The sequence below is a fragment of the Robinsoniella peoriensis genome, assembly GCF_000797495.1.
GTDB classification, from domain to species: domain Bacteria; phylum Bacillota; class Clostridia; order Lachnospirales; family Lachnospiraceae; genus Robinsoniella; species Robinsoniella peoriensis.
This window is the reverse complement of the sequence record NZ_JTGN01000003.1, coordinates 539,827-559,832: the sequence shown is the minus strand read 5'-3', so window position 1 is coordinate 559,832 and position 20,006 is coordinate 539,827. Positions and strand designations below refer to the sequence as shown.

Genomic DNA, 20,006 nt, shown 5'->3' with positions numbered 1-20,006 from the left:
ATGTATATTACCGTATTTCTATATTATGCATAATTCAGGGATAATTTTTTATTATTTATCTGATACAACTCTTATAGGAATGATATACGCAACTTATAGGATAAAGGGCAGCAAAAAACCCGGTATATTTATCTTATTGCAGATGAACCGGATGGCTTCCGTTTTCCCACAATCATTTAAAGATACCAGGTTTTTTTACATTAAAACAACCTTTGTAATTTTAATCTGCTATTTAATTTAAATTCTCTATTCAATCACTACTTTATCTAAATGCCAGATTTCGTCCACATACTGCTGGATGGTTCTGTCTGATGTGAATTTACCGCTGCTTGCTACATTCAGAATAGCCATTTTCGCCCACCGGGTTTCATCACGGTATGCTTCTTCTACTCTTCTCTGAGCCTCTGCATATGACTTGAAGTCTGCAAGGATAAAGTAAGTATCTGCTCTGTCACTGCTGTTGGTATTTAACAGGGAATCATAGATTTCACGGAAACGTTCCGGGTCATCCTTTGCATATTCTCCATTAATTAACTGCATCAGTACCCGGCGGATATCCTGATCGTTGTTAAAGTAATCCATTGGATGGTAACCGCCGTTATTTTCGAAGTTAATAACTTCGTCGGCTGTAAGCCCGAAGATAAAGGCATTCTCTTCTCCAACTTCTTCTACAATCTCTACATTTGCTCCGTCCATGGTTCCCAGGGTCGGTGCTCCGTTTAACATAAATTTCATATTTCCGGTACCGGATGCTTCTTTACTTGCTGTTGAAATCTGCTCTGATACATCAGATGCAGCAAATATCCATTCCGCATTGGAAACACGGTAGTCTTCAATAAATACTACTTTCAGCTTTCCTTTGATGGATCTGTCGTTATTAACAACGTCTGCCACTGCATTAATCAGCTTAATGGTGAGCTTCGCACGGCGGTATCCGGCTGCTGCTTTTGCCCCGAAGATAAATGTTCTTGGATAGAAATCCATTTCCGGATGGTCTTTAATGGTGTTGTATAAATACATTACATGCAGAATGTTCATCAGCTGGCGTTTGTATTCATGAAGTCTCTTTACCTGTACATCAAAGATGGAACGGGGATCAATTTCCACACCGTTGTGCTCTAAAATATATCTGGCAAGACGTACCTTATTCTGATACTTGATATTCATAAATTCCTGCTGCGCTTTTTTATCCTCTGCATAGATCTTTAATTTTGAAATCTGCGGCAGATCTGTAATCCATTCATCACCAATATGGGCGGTTACCCATTTTGCCAGAAGCGGATTCGCATGAAGCAGAAATCTCCTCTGGGTAATACCATTGGTCTTATTATTGAATTTCTGCGGCATCATTTCATAGAAGTCTCTTAATTCCTGCTTTTTCAGAATCTCCGTATGAAGCTGGGCAACACCATTGACAGAGTATCCGGCTACAATGGCAAGATGTGCCATCTTCACCTGTCCGTCATGTATGATTGCCATCTTGTTGACTTTATTCTGGTCTCCCGGATATTTTCTGCCAACTTCAATAAGGAATCTGCGGTTAATTTCTTCTATAATCTGGTAAATGCGCGGGAGCAGTCTGGAGAAAAGCTCTATCGGCCATTTTTCCAGTGCTTCTGCCATAATTGTATGGTTCGTGTATGCACAGGTCTTCGTGGTTACTTCCCATGCTTCATCCCATTCCAGGTTTTCTTCGTCCACCAGGATACGCATTAATTCTGCTACTGCCACTGTTGGATGTGTATCATTTAACTGGAAAGTCACTTTTTCGTGGAATTTCCTCATATCGGAATGTTTTTTCTTATACTTTTCAATTGCTGCCTGTACGCTGGCTGAAATAAAGAAGTACTGTTGTTTTAAACGAAGCTCTTTGCCGGCATAATGATTATCATTTGGATAAAGAACTTCTACAATATTACGTGCCAGGTTTTCCTGCTCTACTGCTTTCTGATAATCTCCCTTGTCAAAGGAATCCAGCTGGAAGTCGTTAATTGCTTCCGCATCCCAGACACGCAGTGTATTCACGATGCGGTTGTCATATCCCACAATCGGAATATCAAAAGGAATCGCACGCACTGACTGGCAGCCTTCCTGGATAAAGCGGTTTCTCTTTGTGGTTTCATCATATACCACACGTACATAACCTCCGAATTTTACTTCTTTGGCGTATTCGGGACGGCGCAGTTCAAATGGATTGCCGTCCTTTAACCAGTTATCCGGTACTTCAATCTGAAAACCGTTTTCTATTTTCTGTTTAAACATCCCGTAACGGTAACGGATACCGCAGCCATAGGAAGAATATCCAAGAGTAGCAAGTGAATCCAGGAAACATGCTGCAAGACGTCCAAGCCCTCCGTTTCCAAGCGCTGCATCCGGCTCTTCATCCTCGATTACGTTCAGATCAAATCCGATTTCCTCTAGCGCATCTTTTACATCGTTATACTCTGTGAGGTTAATCAGATTATTGCCCAGGGCACGCCCCATCAGAAACTCCATAGACATATAATAAACTGTCTTTGGGTCGTCTGTTTCGTACTGCTTCTGGGTTGCAAGCCAGTTGTCTATGATTGTATCTTTAATCGTATAGGATACCGCCTGAAATACCTGCTGTTTCGTCGCTTCATCAATCGTCTTACGATATAAGGTCTTTACGTTTGCCTTTACATCGTTAATAAATGCTTCCTTGTCAAATTTTTTACTCATGAACCATCCTCCTGTTTTCTGGTATATTACACCTTCTCCACGCCCATGGTTACTGTCTCCCCGTTGATGTTCCATTCCTTTACATAGCCGTTTGCAGAGCCTGTCACAATATCATTTGCCAGAACTTCTGACTTAATCTCTTCTCTGTGCTCTTCTAATATTTTTTCAATCTTCTGATTGTCTTTTGCATAAACCACGACTCTGTCTGTCACTTCAAAGCCCGCTTCTTTTCTCATGGTCTGTACCTTACTGATCAGCTCTCTGACGAATCCTTCTTCAATCAGCTCCGGAGTGAGATTTGTATCCAGTACAACGGTGATTTCGTTATCCTGCTCTGACACATATCCTTCCGTCTGCGCTGTCTCAATCAGCAGATCCTCTTCTAATAATACAACCTCTGTTCCGTTTATGTCAAGCTTAATGGAACCGTTTCCGTTCAATTCATCCATGGCAGCATTTCCATCTAACTGGGGAAGTGCCTGACGGATTCCTCCCAGGAGTTTTCCATATTTTGGTCCCACCGTCTTTAGCTGAGGCTTAAAGCTATAAGATGTAAAGTTTCTTACGTCATCGGTAAAGGTTACTTTTTTGGTATTTAATTCCTCTCTGATTATATCCACAAAGAACTCAGGTAATTCAAAACGGGCTTTTACAAACATATTCCCAATCGGCTGTCTGTTCTTGATATTCGCTGTATTTCTGCATGCGCGCCCCATAACAACAATTTTAAGAACTTCATCCATATTTGCTTCCAGGTCCTTGTCGATCTGTGCTGCATCCGCTGCCGGGAAGTCGCACAGGTGAATGCTTTCCGGTGCTGTCTTGTCGATATTACGAACAAGGTTCTGATAGATATCCTCTGTCATAAACGGAATCATAGGTGCTGCAGCCTTGCATACATTTACAAGCGCCGTATACAGCGTCATATATGCATTGATTTTATCCTGTTCCATGCCCTTCGCCCAGAAACGCTCACGGCTTCTGCGTACATACCAGTTACTCATGTCATCTACAAATTCCTGTAATGCTCTTGCTGCTTCCGGGATTTTGTAATTTCCAAGATTCTCATCTACGGTCTGAATCAGGGTATTCATTTTCGACAGCAGCCATTTATCCATTACCGGAAGCTTATCATATTCTAAACTATATTTTGCAGCGTCAAATTCATCTATATTTGCATAAAGCACAAAAAATGCATAGGTATTCCAAAGAGTACCCATAAATTTACGCTGTCCTTCCGTCACTGCTTTTCCATGGAAACGGTTTGGCAGCCAGGGAGCGCTGTTCACATAGAAATACCAGCGGATCGCATCAGCTCCGAAAGTGGAAAGTGCATCGAACGGGTCTACGGCATTCCCTTTTGACTTGCTCATCTTCTGTCCGTTTTCATCCTGGACATGTCCCAGTACGATAACATTCTTGTACGGCGCTTCATTAAAGATCAGCGTGGAAATAGCCAGGAGGGAATAAAACCATCCACGGGTCTGGTCCACTGCCTCTGAAATAAAGTTTGCCGGGAATTGCTGTTTGAATAATTCCTGGTTTTCAAACGGATAATGATGCTGCGCAAAAGGCATTGCCCCGGAATCAAACCAGCAGTCAATTACTTCAGGCACACGGTGCATTTCTTTTCCACAATGAGGACACTTGATAGTCACTGCATCAATGAATGGGCGGTGAAGTTCGATATTCTCCGGGCAGTTATCCGACATTTCTTTTAATTCGGCAATGCTTCCGATGGAGTGCATATGTCCGCATTCACATTCCCAGACATTCAGCGGCGTTCCCCAGTAACGGTTACGGCTGATTCCCCAGTCCTGTACGTTCTCCAGCCAGTCTCCAAAGCGACCTTTTCCGATACTTTCCGGTATCCAGTTGATGGTGTTGTTATTTCTGATCAGATCCTCTTTTACATCGGTCATTTTGATGAACCAGGACTCGCGTGCATAGTAGATAAGCGGTGTGTCACATCTCCAGCAGTGAGGATAGCTGTGCTCAAACTGCGGTGCAGAGAATAAAAGACCTCTGGACTTTAAATCTTCTAATACAAGGGGATCTGCTTTTTTACAGAAAGTTCCTGCCCATGGAGTCTCTTCTGTCATCTCACCCTTGCTGTCTACCAGCTGAAGGAATGGCAGATCATATCTTCTTCCTACCTGGGAGTCATCTTCACCAAATGCAGGAGCGATATGAACAACTCCGGTTCCATCTGTTAAAGTAACATAGTCAGCACAGGTTACAAAGTAAGCTTTTTTCGCCGGTGTGGTAAATGGGAATAGTGGCTCATATTCTTTATATTCCAAATCTGTTCCTACATAAGTCTCCTGTACCTCGTAGTTGTCTTCGCCCAGTACTTTATCACAAAGTGCCTGTGCCAGATAATAAACCGTTCCATCTTCTTTCATGGATACTTTGACATAAGTCTCCTTCGGATTTACACAAAGTGCCACGTTTGAAGGCAGGGTCCACGGAGTGGTTGTCCATGCCAGAATATATGCTTCTTCGCCTTTTACTTTAAATTTGGCAATGGCTGAACGTTCCTTTACATCCTTATATCCCTGGGCAACTTCATGACTGGAGAGAGGTGTTCCGCATCTTGGGCAGTAAGGTACGATTTTATATCCTTTATATAACAGTCCTTTGTCCCAGATCTGCTTTAGCGCCCACCACTCGGATTCAATAAAGTTATTGTCATAAGTTACGTAAGGGTGCTCCATATCTGCCCAGAATCCTACGGTTGCAGAGAAGTCTTCCCACATGCCCTTATATTTCCAGACGCTGTCTTTACAATATTTAATAAATGGTTCCAGACCATATTCTTCAATCTGCTCTTTGCCGTCCAGACCCAGCATTTTTTCCACTTCCAGCTCAACCGGAAGACCGTGGGTATCCCAGCCTGCTTTACGCGGAACCATCTTCCCTTTCATCGTCTGGTATCTTGGGATCATATCTTTGATTACACGGGTTAAAACGTGGCCGATGTGAGGTTTGCCATTTGCGGTAGGCGGCCCGTCATAGAATGTGTAGGTCTCACATCCCTCACGGTTATCAATACTTTTTTCAAAAATTTGGTTGTCTTCCCAGAACTTCTCTGTCTTCTTCTCCCGGTCAACAAAATTAAGATTCGTAGAAACTTTGTCGTACATGATTATATTCCTCCTTAAATTTTATGCGTTAGAGCGTGTTTGAATTGCTTTATTCCAGCTGTGCGTTCCAGTTTGTGGAATGAATGTGCACAAAAAAACTCCCATCCCTGTAAAAGGACGAGAGTCATACACTTCGTTAACCACCTGTTACAACATACTATCATACGCGTTCCTGTTAACGGTGGAAAACCGTCAGCACCTACTATTATTCAGCCTGAAACTCTGAAGTGATATTCCATCTATCCTACTCTTACCGGACTTCCACCACCACCGGCTCGCTGTAAATTTCGTTGATTATCAGATATATGTCCGTATTTCCCAGACACACTGACAAAATAAATGTACTGTCTTCGTCATCGTCTTTTCTATATATATTGCTAATTTTCATTATATGTAGCACGGAATGAAAAGTCAAGGAGAAAAATTTTTTAAAAGATCTGTGAAATTCCCTAAGTTTATGCTTTATTTATTTGCATTTTTCCCTATAATCCTATATAATTTGATGTAAACAAATAAATCGTTAAAAGAGGTAGTTTAGAATGGGTAGATTTTTTAGTATGGACAATAAGTTCTTTACTTTTATGTCCAGGGTAGCAGACTTGATGATGTTGAACGTTGTATTTCTTATATGCTGTATCCCGATTGTTACTATCGGTGCTTCCTGTACGGCTATGTATTATGTGACGCTGAAAATGGCGCGTAACGAAGAATCTTATATTATAAAAGGTTTCTTCAAATCTTTTAAGGAAAATTTTAAGCAGAGTACGATTATCTGGCTGATTATGCTGGTAGCCGGAATTATCCTGCTGATGGATTTCCGGATAACAGGACAGATGAAATCTACACTGACTACTGTCATGCGTTATGGTCTTATGGTGGTTGCTGTTGTATATGCATTTGTATTATCTTACATTTTCCCGATTTTATCCAAATTTGTGAATTCTATTAAAAATACTTTTAAGAATTCGCTGTTTATGTCCATCAGACATCTGCCATATACATTTTTAATATTGATTGTTGCTGTTGTTCCGGCCGGAGCTACTCTGATGATCCCTATTGTATTTGCCTATGGTTTAATTGTATGGATACTGATCGGATTTGCACTTATCGCTTTTATTAATTCTTATTTCTTTGTTAAAATATTTGACCGCTATATTCCTGAAGAAACGGAGGAGGATAATTCTTCCAGTGATATTCCCGAGATTATGGAACCATCTGCTTTTAAGAACCTTTCTCCTACAACGAATTCTTCCAATGAAAAATCAGAATAATTACATACTTATATACAGTATGTTTACAACAGCCAGTCCATTTAATAACCGGACTGGCTGTTGTTACACTGATAAGGTGCTGCATACTTCATGCTGTACTATTGGAAATATTAATACTGCTTTGAACAGGTCGCCATCTACGCTGATGCGAAATTCTCCACCCTGCATTTCTGTAAGGGATCTTGCAATTGATAATCCAAGACCGCTTCCTTCTGTGCTTCTGGATTTATCCCCCTGTATAAAACGCTCGGTCAGCTCTTCGGCTTCCATATTGAGAGAATATTCCGATATATTTTTAATAGAAAAAATCATCTTTTCATTTTCGGTGCGTATTGTGGCATAAACCCTGGTACCAGGCATGGCATACTTTACAACATTATTATACAGGTTTTCGATAACACGCCAGATACGTGTATTGTCTGCACGGATTATAATGGGATGATCCGGAACACTCGTTACCAGTTCCAGTCTTCTAGCTTTGAACTGGTCATCAAATTCTCCTGCTGTCTGCAGGATAAGTTCTTTGAAATTAATATTTATATACTCTAGAAGGATGTTTCCCGAACTTATTTTAGATGCTTCCAGCAGGTCTTCCGTTAAATATTTAAGCCGCTGTGACTTCTGGTCCAGTATCTCTAAGTAGTTCTGTGCCTTTTGATCTGATAATTCCAGTCTTTTTAACAAATCCACATAATTAATGATCGATGTCAGCGGTGTCTTGATATCATGTGATACATTTGTAATCAAATCTGTCTTCTGTCTTTCACTTTTGGTATTTTTCTCTATGATTGACTCCAGACTGTTACTCATTTTATTTACGGAATCTGCCAGCCTTTTATTTGCCGGCAAAAATTTTGACCCGTCTATTTTATAATCAAAATCTCCTTTTAAAATCTGATCTATTCCTGTTGATATCTTATCCTGCTGCACTGACATCTTTACTAAATTAATTCCGATAATTAATTCCAGTATTATTGTAAGGGGCATTCCCCATACTCCCAGATAAGTGATGGAAAGTATTCCCAGAATATTGACGATTAAAAATCCTATATACCAGACAAGAATTCTAATCGAAATTTTTCTCTTATATATCATATGAGATAACTCCCGCCACAGGTTGTAAATGGTGCTGTATTTTAAAAATACACCTCCCTTTACCCGGCGCACCATGCTGCCATACCACACAATAAACATTCCATTTGCAAATCCTGCAAGGGAAAATAGCACTCCGGCAATACCTGGAAAAATCCCTAGATGCTGATAGCTCAGATATGCCAGATGACCACCCAGTGCGAATACCATTCCGCTTATCAGCGTCAGCACCTCTATTGGAAATGCGTCCAGTTTCATCAGTGCGAATTCCCCTTTTTCCAATCCTGCGATATTGGTGTAATATCCGATCGATGACAGCCAGATAAATATAAAAACACCGCATACAACTGCAGCCGCACGGCTCCATGGCATCCAGTTCTCATATCGTTCTTTCATATCATAAAATTCATCCTGCACCAGGAATGATGTATCGATTCCAATCACGATACGGCTGTCAATACAATTAGGCGAAATTCCTCTACCCAGATTACTGTATATATTTTTCTTAAATTTAAGATTGGCATCGTACTCCAGTTTTTTATAATCTAGCACTACATAGGTACCCAGATCTAAAATCTGTTCCTCTGACAATCCTGTATTCCCATAGACCTGCTTGTTATTTTTATCCAGAACAATGTATTTTAAATTGGTATTCTTACCGTTAAATTCCACTTTCAAAGTATTATAGTGCCATACATCGTCCCAGATTCCTGCTATTGTGCTCTTCACATACAGATATAGTTTATCTCTGTCTTTTCCCGTCTTCCGGGCATATTCCTCAATATCTTTATATCCTATGGGGGAATAGGCTTCCTCATTGTCCAACTCTGCCCCCTGCTGAGCCCATTGCAAAAGATCGTGAAGACGGTAAGATAATCCTCCTTCACTTTGACCTGTAATATTCTTATGTAATGCGTAATTTTCTATATCAACGATTCTATCCGGATCGTAAATCCCATCCGTTTCAAATTTATTGCAGCCCTCCAGAAATTCATGCAGCTGACCGATCTTCTCTTCCACCTGTGTCTCGTATTTAGCCGTTTCCGGATACGGCTTTCCAAATGCATTTTGAAAATCTTCCAGAGAAGTCATCATGCTGAGACTGATCATAAAAGAGCAAATGATAATAATCAGTGACATGTATTCCACGGTCAGTGTTACAATCTTTCTCGCTGCCCGAAACTCATCCTCTTTACATTTTGTTTCCTGCCCGTTATTCTTCATCTGCTATGCTCTCAACTTTATAGCCAATCCCCCATACTACTTTTAGATACCGGGGGCTTTTGGGATTGATCTCAATTTTTTCTCTGATATGTCTGATATGTACAGCCACCGTATTGTCGGCACCGATTGCCACCTCGTTCCAGATGCTTTCATAGATCTGGTCTATGGAAAAAACCTTGCCCTTATTTTTCACCAGCAAAAGCAAAACATTATATTCAATAGGCGTAAGTTTTACAATCACTCCATCTACTGTAACTTCTTTTTCTTCATCATTAATTACAAGGCCGCCCGTACGATAGAGAACGGTTATATCTCCTTTTACATAATTCCCCAGTTTCGTATATCGCCTGAGCTGGGATTTGACCCTTGCCACAAGCTCCAGGGGATTAAAAGGTTTTGTCAGATAGTCATCCGCACCTATATCAAGCCCCATGATTTTATCCGTATCTTCTGATCTTGCTGAAAGGATAATAATCGGAACCCCGCTGTTTTTTCTGATTTCCTTTGTCAACGCTATTCCGTCCAGCTTTGGCATCATTATATCTGCAATGACAAGATGGATTTCTACCACTTTTAGTGTCTGCAAGGCATATTCGCCATCCAGCGCTTTATAGACTTCATATCCTTCCTGATTCAAATATATTTCAACAGCATCCATAATCTCCTTGTCATCATCGCAAACTAGTATATTAAACATGTTAACTCCCTATTCCTTCTGGTGCAGAACGTGTTTGAAAAATGCCTGTACCAAAATATACGATCCACTATTTTAAATCAGCCGGTTTAACCATTGCAGAATATCCCGGTAAACCTGTTTTCTATCCAGTTCATTCAAAATTTCATGACGGTCATCCGGATAAAGTTTGCAGGAAATATCCTTCATTCCTGTTTTTCGGAATGTCTCGACAACTTTTTTTACGCCTCTGCCCTGGTCGCCTACCGGATCATCCTCCCCCGATACAAACAGGACAGGCATCTCCCGGGGCATTCGTTCTAAATATTCTTCAAAAGTTAATTTATATAGTCCATGAAAAAGATTATGGTAAGCATTCAGCGTAAATAAAAACTGGCATTTTTCTTCAGCAATATAAGCATCCACGACCTTCTCATCCCGGCAAAGCCAGTCCCTGTCTGTCCTTGCCGGTTTATAATTCCTGTTATAACCGCCAAATGCCATTGCATCTACGAGCCTGCTGCGGTACATCCAGCCATGTCTTTTCGCCAGTATTGCAGTCAGTACGATTCCTGCCTTCACTGCAAATCTCGGCTTATACCCGGTGCCCATAATAATGGTCCCGGCCAGCCCTTTTCCATGACAGCAGATATACTGTCTGGTCAAAAAAGATCCCATGCTGTGCCCCAGAATAAAATAAGGTAGGCCTGCATATTCTTCTTCCGTGATACACCTTAGTTTATGCATATCCCGTATGAGCGTCCGGTTCCCATTCTCTTTTGCAAAATAACCGTAATACTCTTTGGACTTAATGGAGTCTCCATGCCCCAGATGGTCATTTCCAACCACCAGGAATCCATGGTCTGCCATATAACCTGCAAATTCGTCGTACCTCTCAATGAATTCAACCATTCCATGAGCAATCTGGAGAACCGCCCTGACCTCTCCGTCCGGCTTCCATTTTACTGCATGAATTTTTGTTTCCTGATCATCCGATAAATAATAAAAATCCTTTTTTACTGACATTCTATCCACCTCACCTGTTTAATTAATACAATATATATCATTCCAGTCTCTAAATAGCTTAATAAAACAGTTTTTCCTATAAAGAAAACACATTCTTCCATTTCCATACAATAAGCCCATAATATAATATATTATAGCATAGAATAAACAAAAAAATTTTTAAGAATTACGAAAGATCATTTTTTAGTCTGTCCTAATTACTTTTTCTATGATATACTTAATATAGTCATTAAACTATAATGGAGGATATTATGATAACAGGAAGCAAGGAATTAATCCGTGATATTAACAGCCATCTTGTTTTGGAATCGATTGTTAACAACGGTCCCATTTCAAGGGCGGACCTCGCCAAGGCACTTGGGCTTACAAAAGCCACTATTTCAGCGATTGTCCAGGTTTTGATGGATGAGCACCTGGTTATTGAAATTGGCAGTGCCAAGACAGACAAGGGCCGTAAGCCAATCCTTCTGGATCTCAACCAATCCGGCGGCCATGTAATTTCACTGGATGTTAGCGTAGATTACATAACGGTACTCACCTCTGACCTGAAAGGAACCCATTGTTTTGTCAAACAATATAAAAATTCATCCCATGACCTGGAAATTCTTCCTATATTGATCTCTATTATCGAGAAAACTATAGAGGGTCTAACTCCTACTGTTCACGGGGTCGTTGGTATCAGTATTGGTATTCACGGAGTAGTGCATAACAATCATGTGATGTTCACCCCATACTATTCCATAAAAGAAGAGAACCTTTCTGATTCCTTATCGGAACACTTCCATGTACCTGTCTATATGGATAATGAAGCTAATCTATCCGTTTTGGGAGAACGCACTTTTTATTTTGATTATCCCAATATTATTAACCTGAGTATACATTCCGGTATTGGAATGGGAATTCTGATTGATGATCAGCTTTATACCGGGTATAACGGTTATGCAGGAGAGTTCGGACACACAATCATCGTTCCTGACGGGCGCGCCTGCCCCTGCGGCAATCATGGATGTTTTGAGCAATATGCTTCAGAACGGGCAATCCTGAAGGATTACGCAAGGCGTAAAGACAGTACGGAAGTTTCCATTGACGCATTGATCCGTTCTTATCAGGCGCAAGACAGTGATGCCCTGGAGGTCATTCAGAAATTTGTCAAATATATGGCAATCGGCATTAATAATATTCTGAATACGTTTAATCCTAATCTGATCGTAATTAACAGCGCTTTCACTATGTATATACCGGATATTACAAAGCAGATCCAGGAATCTCTCTGCAACCGTATGGATAAATACTGTACCATCCTCCCATCCGGACTGCAGGACACCGCTATTTTGCTGGGCGGCGCCTGCGTAGTAATTAAGAACTTCCTGGGGATTGATAAAATGATATTGAAGCCATAATAAAAACCGGGAATAAAGAAGACTTTACGTTTTCTTTATTCCCGGTTTTTATATTAAATTCATTTGATGCAGTTTATTCTTTTGCCGAAATGATGTTACTGAGCCTTGCAAACTCACTCAGCGTAAGCGCCTCCCCCCGGATAGTGGGCGAAACCCCAAGTTCCTCAATCGCTTCTGCAATGATCTCCTTGGAAATCGGAATCTCAGGTGAGTTATTCAACCCATTTACCAGCGTTTTTCTTCTCTGGTTAAATGACGCACGGATGATCCGGAACATCAGACGCTCATCCTTTACATCGATGGGAGCTTCTTTGTATGTTGTCAGCCGTATTACTGCACTTCCTACTTTTGGACGGGGCATAAAGCAATTGGGTGGCACATTTGCAACAATATACGGCTCGGCGTAATACTGTACCGCAAGTGAAAGTGCACCGTAGTCCTTGCTCCCCGGCCCTGACTGCATTCTCTGTGCCACTTCTTTCTGTACCATGACGGTAATACTGTCGATGGGAACATGGCTTTCAAATAATCCCATAATGATTGGCGTAGTAATATAGTACGGAAGATTCGCCACTACTTTAACCGGTCTGCCGCCGTTTCGCTCCATCACAAGCTGCTTGATATCCAGTTTCAGAACGTCTTCATTTATGACTGTTATGTTATCATAGGAAGACATGGTATCCTCTAAGATCGGAATCAGCGCCTTATCAATCTCTACTGCCGCCACCTCTCTTGCAGCTTCAGCCAGATACTGGGTCATTGTTCCGATGCCCGGTCCGATTTCCAGCACAAAATCATCCTTTGTAATATTGGCAGAACGAATAATTTTATCCAGTACGTGACCATCGATTAAAAAGTTCTGACCAAACTTTTTTTGAAAGGCAAATTCATACTTTTGAATGACCTCTATAGTTTTCTGGGGATTTGATAATTTTTCCATTCGTTACCTCTTCTTCTCATGATTTTATCTGGTACATTTTCAATGCATTTTCACAGGTCTTCTCTTCTACTAATTCTTTTGATATCCCTTTGATACGTGCGATTTCTTCTATTATATAGGGCAGGAACAGAGACGAGTTCCGTTTTCCGCGATTAGGAGCCGGTGCCAGATAAGGGCAGTCTGTCTCAATCAGAATCTGTTCCAGAGGCACATATTCTGCAACCTCTTTCATTACTCTGGCATTTTTAAAGGTGACAACACCACCGATTCCAATATAATATCCCATGTTGACATAATCCCGTGCCATTTCCCTGGAATTGGAGAAACAGTGGATTACACCGCCTGTGCTGCCTGCGTGTTCTGCCTTCATAACATCTATGGTATCCTTTGCCGCATCCCTGCTGTGGATAATCACCGGCAGACCTGCTTTTTTGGAAAGGGCAAGCTGCCTTGCAAACCATTCCTTCTGGACTTCGTGGGACTCCTTGTCCCAATAATAGTCCAGACCAATCTCTCCTACCGCAACGATCTTCTCCTCTTCACACAGTTTCTCCAGCCAAAGCAAACGCTCTTCATTCAAGTCTCCTGCCTCATCCGGATGAATTCCAACTGCTCCATATATAAAGGGATAGCTCTTTGTGAGCTTTACCGTGTCCTCTACGCCCCGTAAGCTTGCACCTACATTTACAATATATCCAATTCCATTCTCCTGCATACTGCCAAGCAGGCTCTCTCTGTCTTCGTCAAACGCCTCATCATCATAATGGGCATGGCTGTCAAATATCATACTTTTCCCTCCTGCATATCGCCAGGCCTGCCTGCGATAATGACTTAATAAGTAGTTTGAAAGCGCTTTTCTTTCAAGCTTTTCCTCCATGCATAACGCAGATTGCACTGCGAAACTGCTGCTTATTTGTATTCTTTATTTTAAGCTATTGCTATATGCTGTTATTTTATTCTGTTATTTTAGCAGTATCTGGGGTTGGTTGCAAGTAAAAGAGGATGTTGCGGGGAGAAACTTGGGGTTTTGTTGATTACTGCGCTTTATAGATTGAGATATCAAAGCATCTTTATCAGCAAAACCCAAATTAGATTTCTCATTCTCCATACATATTTGTCCCCATAGACTACATATCTATAATGATAAAGGCAAAGCAGTATCGCAGTCTGATCCCCGATACTGCATGGGGTCATATGTCGTTATTTCGCATATCCGTTATCCGCTCTATCGGAAATCATCTCAAGGAGGCGCATTCATGCAAATGTATTACAATCTTTCAAAAGAAGAAGTCAGACAACAGATAAACGGCTCTGACCCGTTTCTGACTACCCGAAAGGCAAAGGCAAATCAGGAAAAATACGGTAAGAATATATTAATTGAAGGTAAAAAGAAAAATCTGCTGCAGATATTCCTGGAACAGTTTATGGATTTCCTGGTGGTTATCCTGATTGTTTCTGCCGTAATCTCAGGTGTTATGGGGGATATTGAAAGCACGGTGGTAATTTTAGTCGTTATTACAGTCAATGCCATCCTGGGAACAGCCCAGACAATTAAAGCCGAGCACTCCCTTGCAAGCCTGAAAACCTTATCTGCCCCTCTCGCTAAGGTAAAAAGAGACGGCACCATCGTAGAAATTCCTTCCAAAGAGGTTACTATCGGTGATCTGGTTCTTTTAGAAGCGGGAGACAGCATTCCTGCTGACGGGCGCATTATGGAAAATGCCAGTCTCAAGATTAATGAAAGTGCCCTTACCGGCGAGAGTGTCAGCGTAGAAAAAACCGACCATCCTCTGGCTGGCGAACTTGCTATCGGGGATCAGACTAATATGGTATTTTCAGGAAGCTTTGTCACATACGGCAGAGGCAGTTTTCTTGTAACAGCTATCGGAATGGATACCCAGGTTGGCAAGATTGCAAGCCTCCTAAAATCTACTTCCGAAAAAAAGACACCCCTCCAGGTGAACCTGGATAATTTCGGACAAAAACTGTCTGCTCTGATTATGGCTATCTGCACCCTGGTTTTTTGTCTGGATATCTGGCATGGTGCCGATATCGGAGATTCTTTTCTCTTTGCGATTGCCCTGGCAGTAGCCGCAATACCCGAAGCACTTAGTTCTATCGTCACAATCGTCCTGTCCTACGGCACCCAGAAAATGGCTGCGGAAAATGCAATCATCCGAAAACTCCAGGCAGTGGAAGGACTTGGAAGCGTTTCTGTCATATGTTCCGATAAAACAGGTACTCTGACACAAAATAAAATGACGGTAGAACATTATTATACAAACGGCAAGGATATTGCAATATCCAGCCTGGATCTGAATAATTCTGCTCAGAATAAACTTATGACTTACAGTGTTTTGTGTAATGATGCGTCCGGTACCGATGGGAAAGAAATTGGAGATCCTACGGAAACTGCGTTGATACATGCGGGAGAATCTTTTTCTTTCCCTACTGCATCCATACGAAAGCGCAGCCCCAGAGTCAGTGAACTTCCTTTTGACAGTAACCGAAAACTGATGTCCACTCTTCATTCTATAGACCGCCATATGGTTATGATTACCAAAGGTGCCGTGGACGTACTGGTAAAACGCCTTTCTTATATTGAAAAAGACGGACAGATCCGTAATATTACCGTGCGGGATACGGCAAAGCTGAAACAGATGAATGAATATTACTCCAAAAACGGACTGCGGGTACTGGCATTTGCCTATAAAACGGTAGAACGCCCTATGCCCCTTAAAATGGCTGACGAAAATAATCTTACCTTCCTAGGTCTTGTGGCTATGATGGACCCTCCGCGTAAAGAATCGACCGAAGCAGTTGCCCGGTGTATTGAAGCTGGAATTACCCCTGTTATGATAACCGGAGACCATAAAATTACGGCTTCCGCCATAGCCAGAAGAATTGGCATCTTAACCGATATGTCTCAGGCATGCGAGGGCTCTGATATCGAGAATCTCTCTGATGAAGAGCTTGAAAAATATGTAGAGAAGGTCAGGGTATATGCACGGGTTTCTCCTGAACATAAAATCCGTATCGTAAAAGCATGGCAGAATAAAGATCATATTGTCGCCATGACCGGTGATGGTGTCAATGACGCGCCCGCCCTGAAACAGGCTGATATCGGGGTTGCAATGGGCATCACCGGAAGCGAGGTTGCCAAAGATGCTGCATCTATGGTTCTGACCGATGATAATTTCGCCACAATTGTAAAAGCCATTGAAAACGGCAGAAATGTCTACTCACATATTAAAAACTCGATTAAGTTCCTGTTATCGGGTAACTTTGGGGCAATTCTGGCAGTACTGTATGCATCTCTGCGATGCCTGCCGGTTCCCTTTGCACCCGTGCACCTACTCTTCATCAATCTTCTGACCGACAGCCTTCCGGCTATTGCACTAGGTCTGGAACCTCACAGTACAGAAGTTATGAAGCAGCGTCCCCGCCCACGGAATGAATCCATATTAACAAGAGGTTTTCTGTTGGGAATCGGCGTGGAAGGACTTTCTATCGGAGTTACCACCATGATTGCCTTTGTTCTGGGATATCACGCCTCCGGAGCTGAAGTAGGAAGCACAATGGCATTTGCCACCCTCTGCCTGGCCCGACTGGTTCATGGATTTAACTGTAAATCTGAAAGACCGGTGCTTTTAACTAAAAAATTCTTTAATAACATTTACTTAATCGCAGCATTTGTTATCGGTGTTGCCCTGATTAATGCCGTACTTTTCATACCGGAACTGCACAGCGTTTTTAAAGTCGCTCCTCTGGAACTTTCCCAGATACTGACGGTGTACGATCTGGCTCTGATTAACCTTCCTGTAGTGCAGCTTATGAAATACGTACGAACACATGTGAGAAAACGGAGCAGGTAATCTGCTTTTCCAAAATTTTACTTGTTTATTTGACTTTATAGGAGTAAAATATAGAAAACTTTATAGATAAACTCTAAAATTTCAAAGAACAAGAAGGAGAAAGCTATGATTAATCTGACAAATGTTTCCAAGACTTACGGTAACAGTGGGAAGAAAGCTGTCGATTCCTTGAACTGGAACATTGAAGATGGCAAAATTACCGGATTTATCGGACCAAATGGTGCCGGTAAGACTACAACTTTGAAAATGATTACCGGTATCACCAGGCCTGATGACGGCAGCATCACTCTGAACGGACTGGATATATCCCGTAATCCTACAGAGGCAAAAAAACAGTTTGGATTTGTTTCTGATTCCCCTGACAATTTTCTCAGACTGAAAGGAATTGAGTATTTGAACTTTATGGCAGATATCTACGAGGTACCCTCGCAGACGAGATCGTCCCTCATAGATAGCTTTGCCAAACGCTTTGACATGGAAGAGGCGCTGAACAGCCGGATTATGGGATACTCCCACGGAATGCGGCAAAAGATTATGGTAATGGGCGCCTTGATCCACAATCCTTCAATATGGATTCTGGATGAACCCCTTACCGGTTTGGATCCAAATTCCGCATACGTACTGAAAGAAATGATGCGGGAACATGCATCTACCGGAAAATCAGTCCTTTTTTCCACACACGTACTGGAAGTAGCTGAAAAACTATGTGATCAGGTGGCGATCATTAACAAAGGCAAGCTGTTATTCCTGGGAACGCTTGACGAGTTAAAAACAATCCATCCTGGCGAAGATTCACTGGAAAATATCTTCCTGGAGATAACAAGGAATGCATAAATTTTTTATACTTACAAAGATTCTTTTAAAAAGCGGCCTGGGAATGACGCCTGTCACCAAAAATGGCAGTAGCCAAAAGAAGAAACGGTCTGCAGGAGGCAACAGTCAGCTCCTGCTATTGGTAGTACTTGCAGTTTGCTTACTGCCCCTTGCCGGTTCTTTATTCGCTTTTGGACGAACCTTTTATCATACTTTTGCACAATTAAATATGCCGGAAACTCCGGTTCAACTGCTCTGCTATGCAGCTTCCTTTACTGTATTGGTATTTGCACTGCCTTATGTGGTATCCGTGTTCTTCCTGTCTTCTGACCTGGAAACGCTGCTGCCCCTGCCATTGAAGCCCTGGCAGATTATTGGTGCAAAATTTACCGCAGTTTTAATTTATGAATACCTGATCATCGCCCTGTTTATCCTGCCTCCATTTATTGGGTATGGTTTTGAAGCACAGGGGGGCGTTCTATTCTGGCTCTTTATGATCCTGGTTGTTCTGGTGCTTCCGGTTATTCCATTGATTTATGCGTCACTGATTGCAATTTTGATGATGCGGGTATTTAAAAATATTAAGAACAAAGAGATGATCAGCACCGTATGCTCCTTTTTAATGATTTTTATTATCTGCGGTGCCAGCATGATGGTAAACCGTACGCCGGATGCAGCTCAAATGGCAAATCTGGTGATTGCTAACAAAAATCTGCTTGACAAATTGAATATAATATTTCCTAATTTAACATTTGCAGGGGATGCTTTAGTTCATTCCAGTATTGTATCCATGCTATTATTTATTTTACTGGCGGGAGTATTTCTGGTTATCTTTTTATTTATTGCTGACAGAATTTACTTTGGCGGAGTTATGGGGATGCAGGAAGTAACATCAAAGCGCAAAAAAATGTCGCAGACGGAGAAAGAATCCTATAGCCGCAGTAAAAGTCCGGTAAAAGCCTATGCCATTAAAGAGTTCAAACTGCTCTTCCGCACACCGGTATATTTCATGAACTGCCTGATGACACCGTTAATTTTCCCTCTTTTAATAGGCATACCGATCATTATTTCCTTAGCTGGCTCCAAGGTAAGCCTGTTACCAATACTGACTCAGCTGGCTTCCACAGCCGGGAATACCGTTACCGCAGTTTTATTGCTTCTTTCCTTTGTACTCCCGATTTTTATCGGCGGTTCCTGTATGGTAACCAGTACCTGCATTTCCAGAGAAGGACAGGGATACATCTTTATGAAATATATTCCTATGTCTATCCGGGATCAGCTTCGGGCTAAGATTTTGAATGGTTTTTTGATCTGCCTTGCAGCGACACTGCCTTACACAATCATCTGTACGGTTCTGGGCTTGGTTTTGCTGAATGCAAATTTCCTTGTGATTATTTTATGTCCGGTCATTACGGTGCTTACACTGCTTATGATTAACTATGCCGCACTGTGGGCTGACCTTACAAACCCGAAACTCATCTGGGAAAGCGAACAGGCTGCCGTGAAACAGAATTTCACTGCAACGATTCTGCTGTTTGCAGTGTGGATCGTGGGATTCGCAATGGCAGGCGGAGCATTTGCCCTTTATATTATTCTGGGACTTCCTTCTATATTAATCGCGTTGTTCTTTTGTATTGTTCTGGGGATTTTGCTATTTGTAATTAGAAATGGGGTTTATTCTTATGGTGCTAAGAGAATTGATGAATTAGATTAAGTAGGTATTGCAGATGTGAGATTGCTTTTAGTTTCCGAGATGCTGGGCCATGGTGTAAAACAGCGTGGTTTCTTATCACGGTGCACTACAATAGTACACCGTGACACCGCAAAACTATAACTTTAAACC

Annotated in this window: 12 protein-coding genes; 5 read left to right on the top strand and 7 right to left on the bottom strand. The window is 41.7% G+C overall.

Annotated elements, in window-relative coordinates; genetic code table 11:
• Positions 1-246: 246 nt before the first annotated feature.
• Positions 247-2,703 carry a glycogen/starch/alpha-glucan phosphorylase gene (locus QR40_RS08670; protein ID WP_027295605.1) on the bottom strand — a complete coding sequence of 819 codons (2,457 nt, stop codon included), beginning with the start codon at positions 2,701-2,703 and terminating at the stop codon, positions 247-249.
• 26 nt (positions 2,704-2,729) lie between these two features.
• Positions 2,730-5,849 carry an isoleucine--tRNA ligase gene (gene ileS, locus QR40_RS08665; RefSeq protein ID WP_044294364.1) on the bottom strand — a complete coding sequence of 1,040 codons (3,120 nt, stop codon included), beginning with the start codon at positions 5,847-5,849 and terminating at the stop codon, positions 2,730-2,732.
• A gap of 539 nt (positions 5,850-6,388) precedes the next feature.
• Between ileS and QR40_RS08660 the strand changes: the two genes are divergently transcribed.
• Positions 6,389-7,120 carry a YesL family protein gene (locus QR40_RS08660; RefSeq protein ID WP_044289608.1) on the top strand — a complete coding sequence of 244 codons (732 nt, stop codon included), beginning with the start codon at positions 6,389-6,391 and terminating at the stop codon, positions 7,118-7,120.
• Between the two features lie 63 nt (positions 7,121-7,183).
• Here the strand turns inward: QR40_RS08660 and QR40_RS29660 are convergent, their stop codons facing one another.
• The 3 genes from QR40_RS29660 to QR40_RS08645 all read right to left on the bottom strand — a co-directional run bounded on the left by QR40_RS29660 (position 7,184) and on the right by QR40_RS08645 (position 11,135).
• Positions 7,184-9,436 (bottom strand): sensor histidine kinase, encoded by a 2,253-nt coding sequence (locus QR40_RS29660; RefSeq protein WP_052430754.1) that lies wholly within the window; start codon positions 9,434-9,436, stop codon positions 7,184-7,186.
• Positions 9,426-10,133 (bottom strand): response regulator transcription factor, encoded by a 708-nt coding sequence (locus QR40_RS08650; RefSeq protein ID WP_027295603.1) that lies wholly within the window; start codon positions 10,131-10,133, stop codon positions 9,426-9,428. The genes QR40_RS29660 and QR40_RS08650 overlap by 11 nt, the downstream gene beginning before the upstream one ends.
• Before the next feature lie 72 nt (positions 10,134-10,205).
• Positions 10,206-11,135, bottom strand: coding sequence for an alpha/beta fold hydrolase (locus QR40_RS08645; RefSeq protein ID WP_044294362.1), 930 nt, complete (start codon positions 11,133-11,135; stop codon positions 10,206-10,208).
• 251 nt (positions 11,136-11,386) lie between these two features.
• Here QR40_RS08645 and QR40_RS08640 point away from each other — a divergent pair, with 251 nt between their 5' ends.
• Entirely contained in the window at positions 11,387-12,535 is a 1,149-nt protein-coding gene (locus QR40_RS08640; protein WP_044294359.1) for an ROK family transcriptional regulator, read from the top strand.
• A 73-nt stretch (positions 12,536-12,608) separates the two neighbouring features.
• Here the strand turns inward: QR40_RS08640 and rsmA are convergent, their stop codons facing one another.
• A complete protein-coding gene (rsmA, locus tag QR40_RS08635; RefSeq protein WP_044294357.1) occupies positions 12,609-13,475 on the bottom strand; it encodes a 16S rRNA (adenine(1518)-N(6)/adenine(1519)-N(6))-dimethyltransferase RsmA in 867 nt (288 codons plus the stop codon).
• A 16-nt stretch (positions 13,476-13,491) separates the two neighbouring features.
• On the bottom strand, positions 13,492-14,262 hold the full coding sequence (locus QR40_RS08630) for a TatD family hydrolase (RefSeq protein ID WP_027295599.1): 771 nt from the start codon (positions 14,260-14,262) through the stop codon (positions 13,492-13,494).
• A gap of 469 nt (positions 14,263-14,731) precedes the next feature.
• Here QR40_RS08630 and QR40_RS08625 point away from each other — a divergent pair, with 469 nt between their 5' ends.
• The 3 genes from QR40_RS08625 (at position 14,732) to QR40_RS08615 (ending at position 19,877) form a co-directional block, all read left to right on the top strand.
• On the top strand, positions 14,732-17,350 hold the full coding sequence (locus QR40_RS08625; RefSeq protein WP_044294355.1) for a cation-translocating P-type ATPase: 2,619 nt from the start codon (positions 14,732-14,734) through the stop codon (positions 17,348-17,350).
• A 105-nt stretch (positions 17,351-17,455) separates the two neighbouring features.
• Positions 17,456-18,184 (top strand): ABC transporter ATP-binding protein, encoded by a 729-nt coding sequence (locus tag QR40_RS08620; RefSeq protein WP_027295597.1) that lies wholly within the window; start codon positions 17,456-17,458, stop codon positions 18,182-18,184.
• Positions 18,177-19,877 carry a putative ABC transporter permease subunit gene (locus QR40_RS08615; protein WP_044294352.1) on the top strand — a complete coding sequence of 567 codons (1,701 nt, stop codon included), beginning with the start codon at positions 18,177-18,179 and terminating at the stop codon, positions 19,875-19,877. Before QR40_RS08620 ends, QR40_RS08615 begins: the two co-directional genes overlap by 8 nt.
• Positions 19,878-20,006: the final 129 nt, after the last annotated feature.

Coding starts and splice junctions, on each gene's coding strand:
- QR40_RS08625 (WP_044294355.1), top strand. CDS start 14,732: ATGCAAATGTATTACAATCTTTCAAAAGAAGAAGTCAGACAACAGATA.
- QR40_RS08620 (WP_027295597.1), top strand. CDS start 17,456: ATGATTAATCTGACAAATGTTTCCAAGACTTACGGTAACAGTGGGAAG.
- QR40_RS08645 (WP_044294362.1), bottom strand. CDS start 11,135: ATGTCAGTAAAAAAGGATTTTTATTATTTATCGGATGATCAGGAAACA.
- QR40_RS08640 (WP_044294359.1), top strand. CDS start 11,387: ATGATAACAGGAAGCAAGGAATTAATCCGTGATATTAACAGCCATCTT.
- QR40_RS08615 (WP_044294352.1), top strand. CDS start 18,177: ATGCATAAATTTTTTATACTTACAAAGATTCTTTTAAAAAGCGGCCTG.
- ileS (WP_044294364.1), bottom strand. CDS start 5,849: ATGTACGACAAAGTTTCTACGAATCTTAATTTTGTTGACCGGGAGAAG.
- QR40_RS08670 (WP_027295605.1), bottom strand. CDS start 2,703: ATGAGTAAAAAATTTGACAAGGAAGCATTTATTAACGATGTAAAGGCA.
- QR40_RS08630 (WP_027295599.1), bottom strand. CDS start 14,262: ATGATATTTGACAGCCATGCCCATTATGATGATGAGGCGTTTGACGAA.
- rsmA (WP_044294357.1), bottom strand. CDS start 13,475: ATGGAAAAATTATCAAATCCCCAGAAAACTATAGAGGTCATTCAAAAG.
- QR40_RS08660 (WP_044289608.1), top strand. CDS start 6,389: ATGGGTAGATTTTTTAGTATGGACAATAAGTTCTTTACTTTTATGTCC.
- QR40_RS08650 (WP_027295603.1), bottom strand. CDS start 10,133: ATGTTTAATATACTAGTTTGCGATGATGACAAGGAGATTATGGATGCT.
- QR40_RS29660 (WP_052430754.1), bottom strand. CDS start 9,436: ATGAAGAATAACGGGCAGGAAACAAAATGTAAAGAGGATGAGTTTCGG.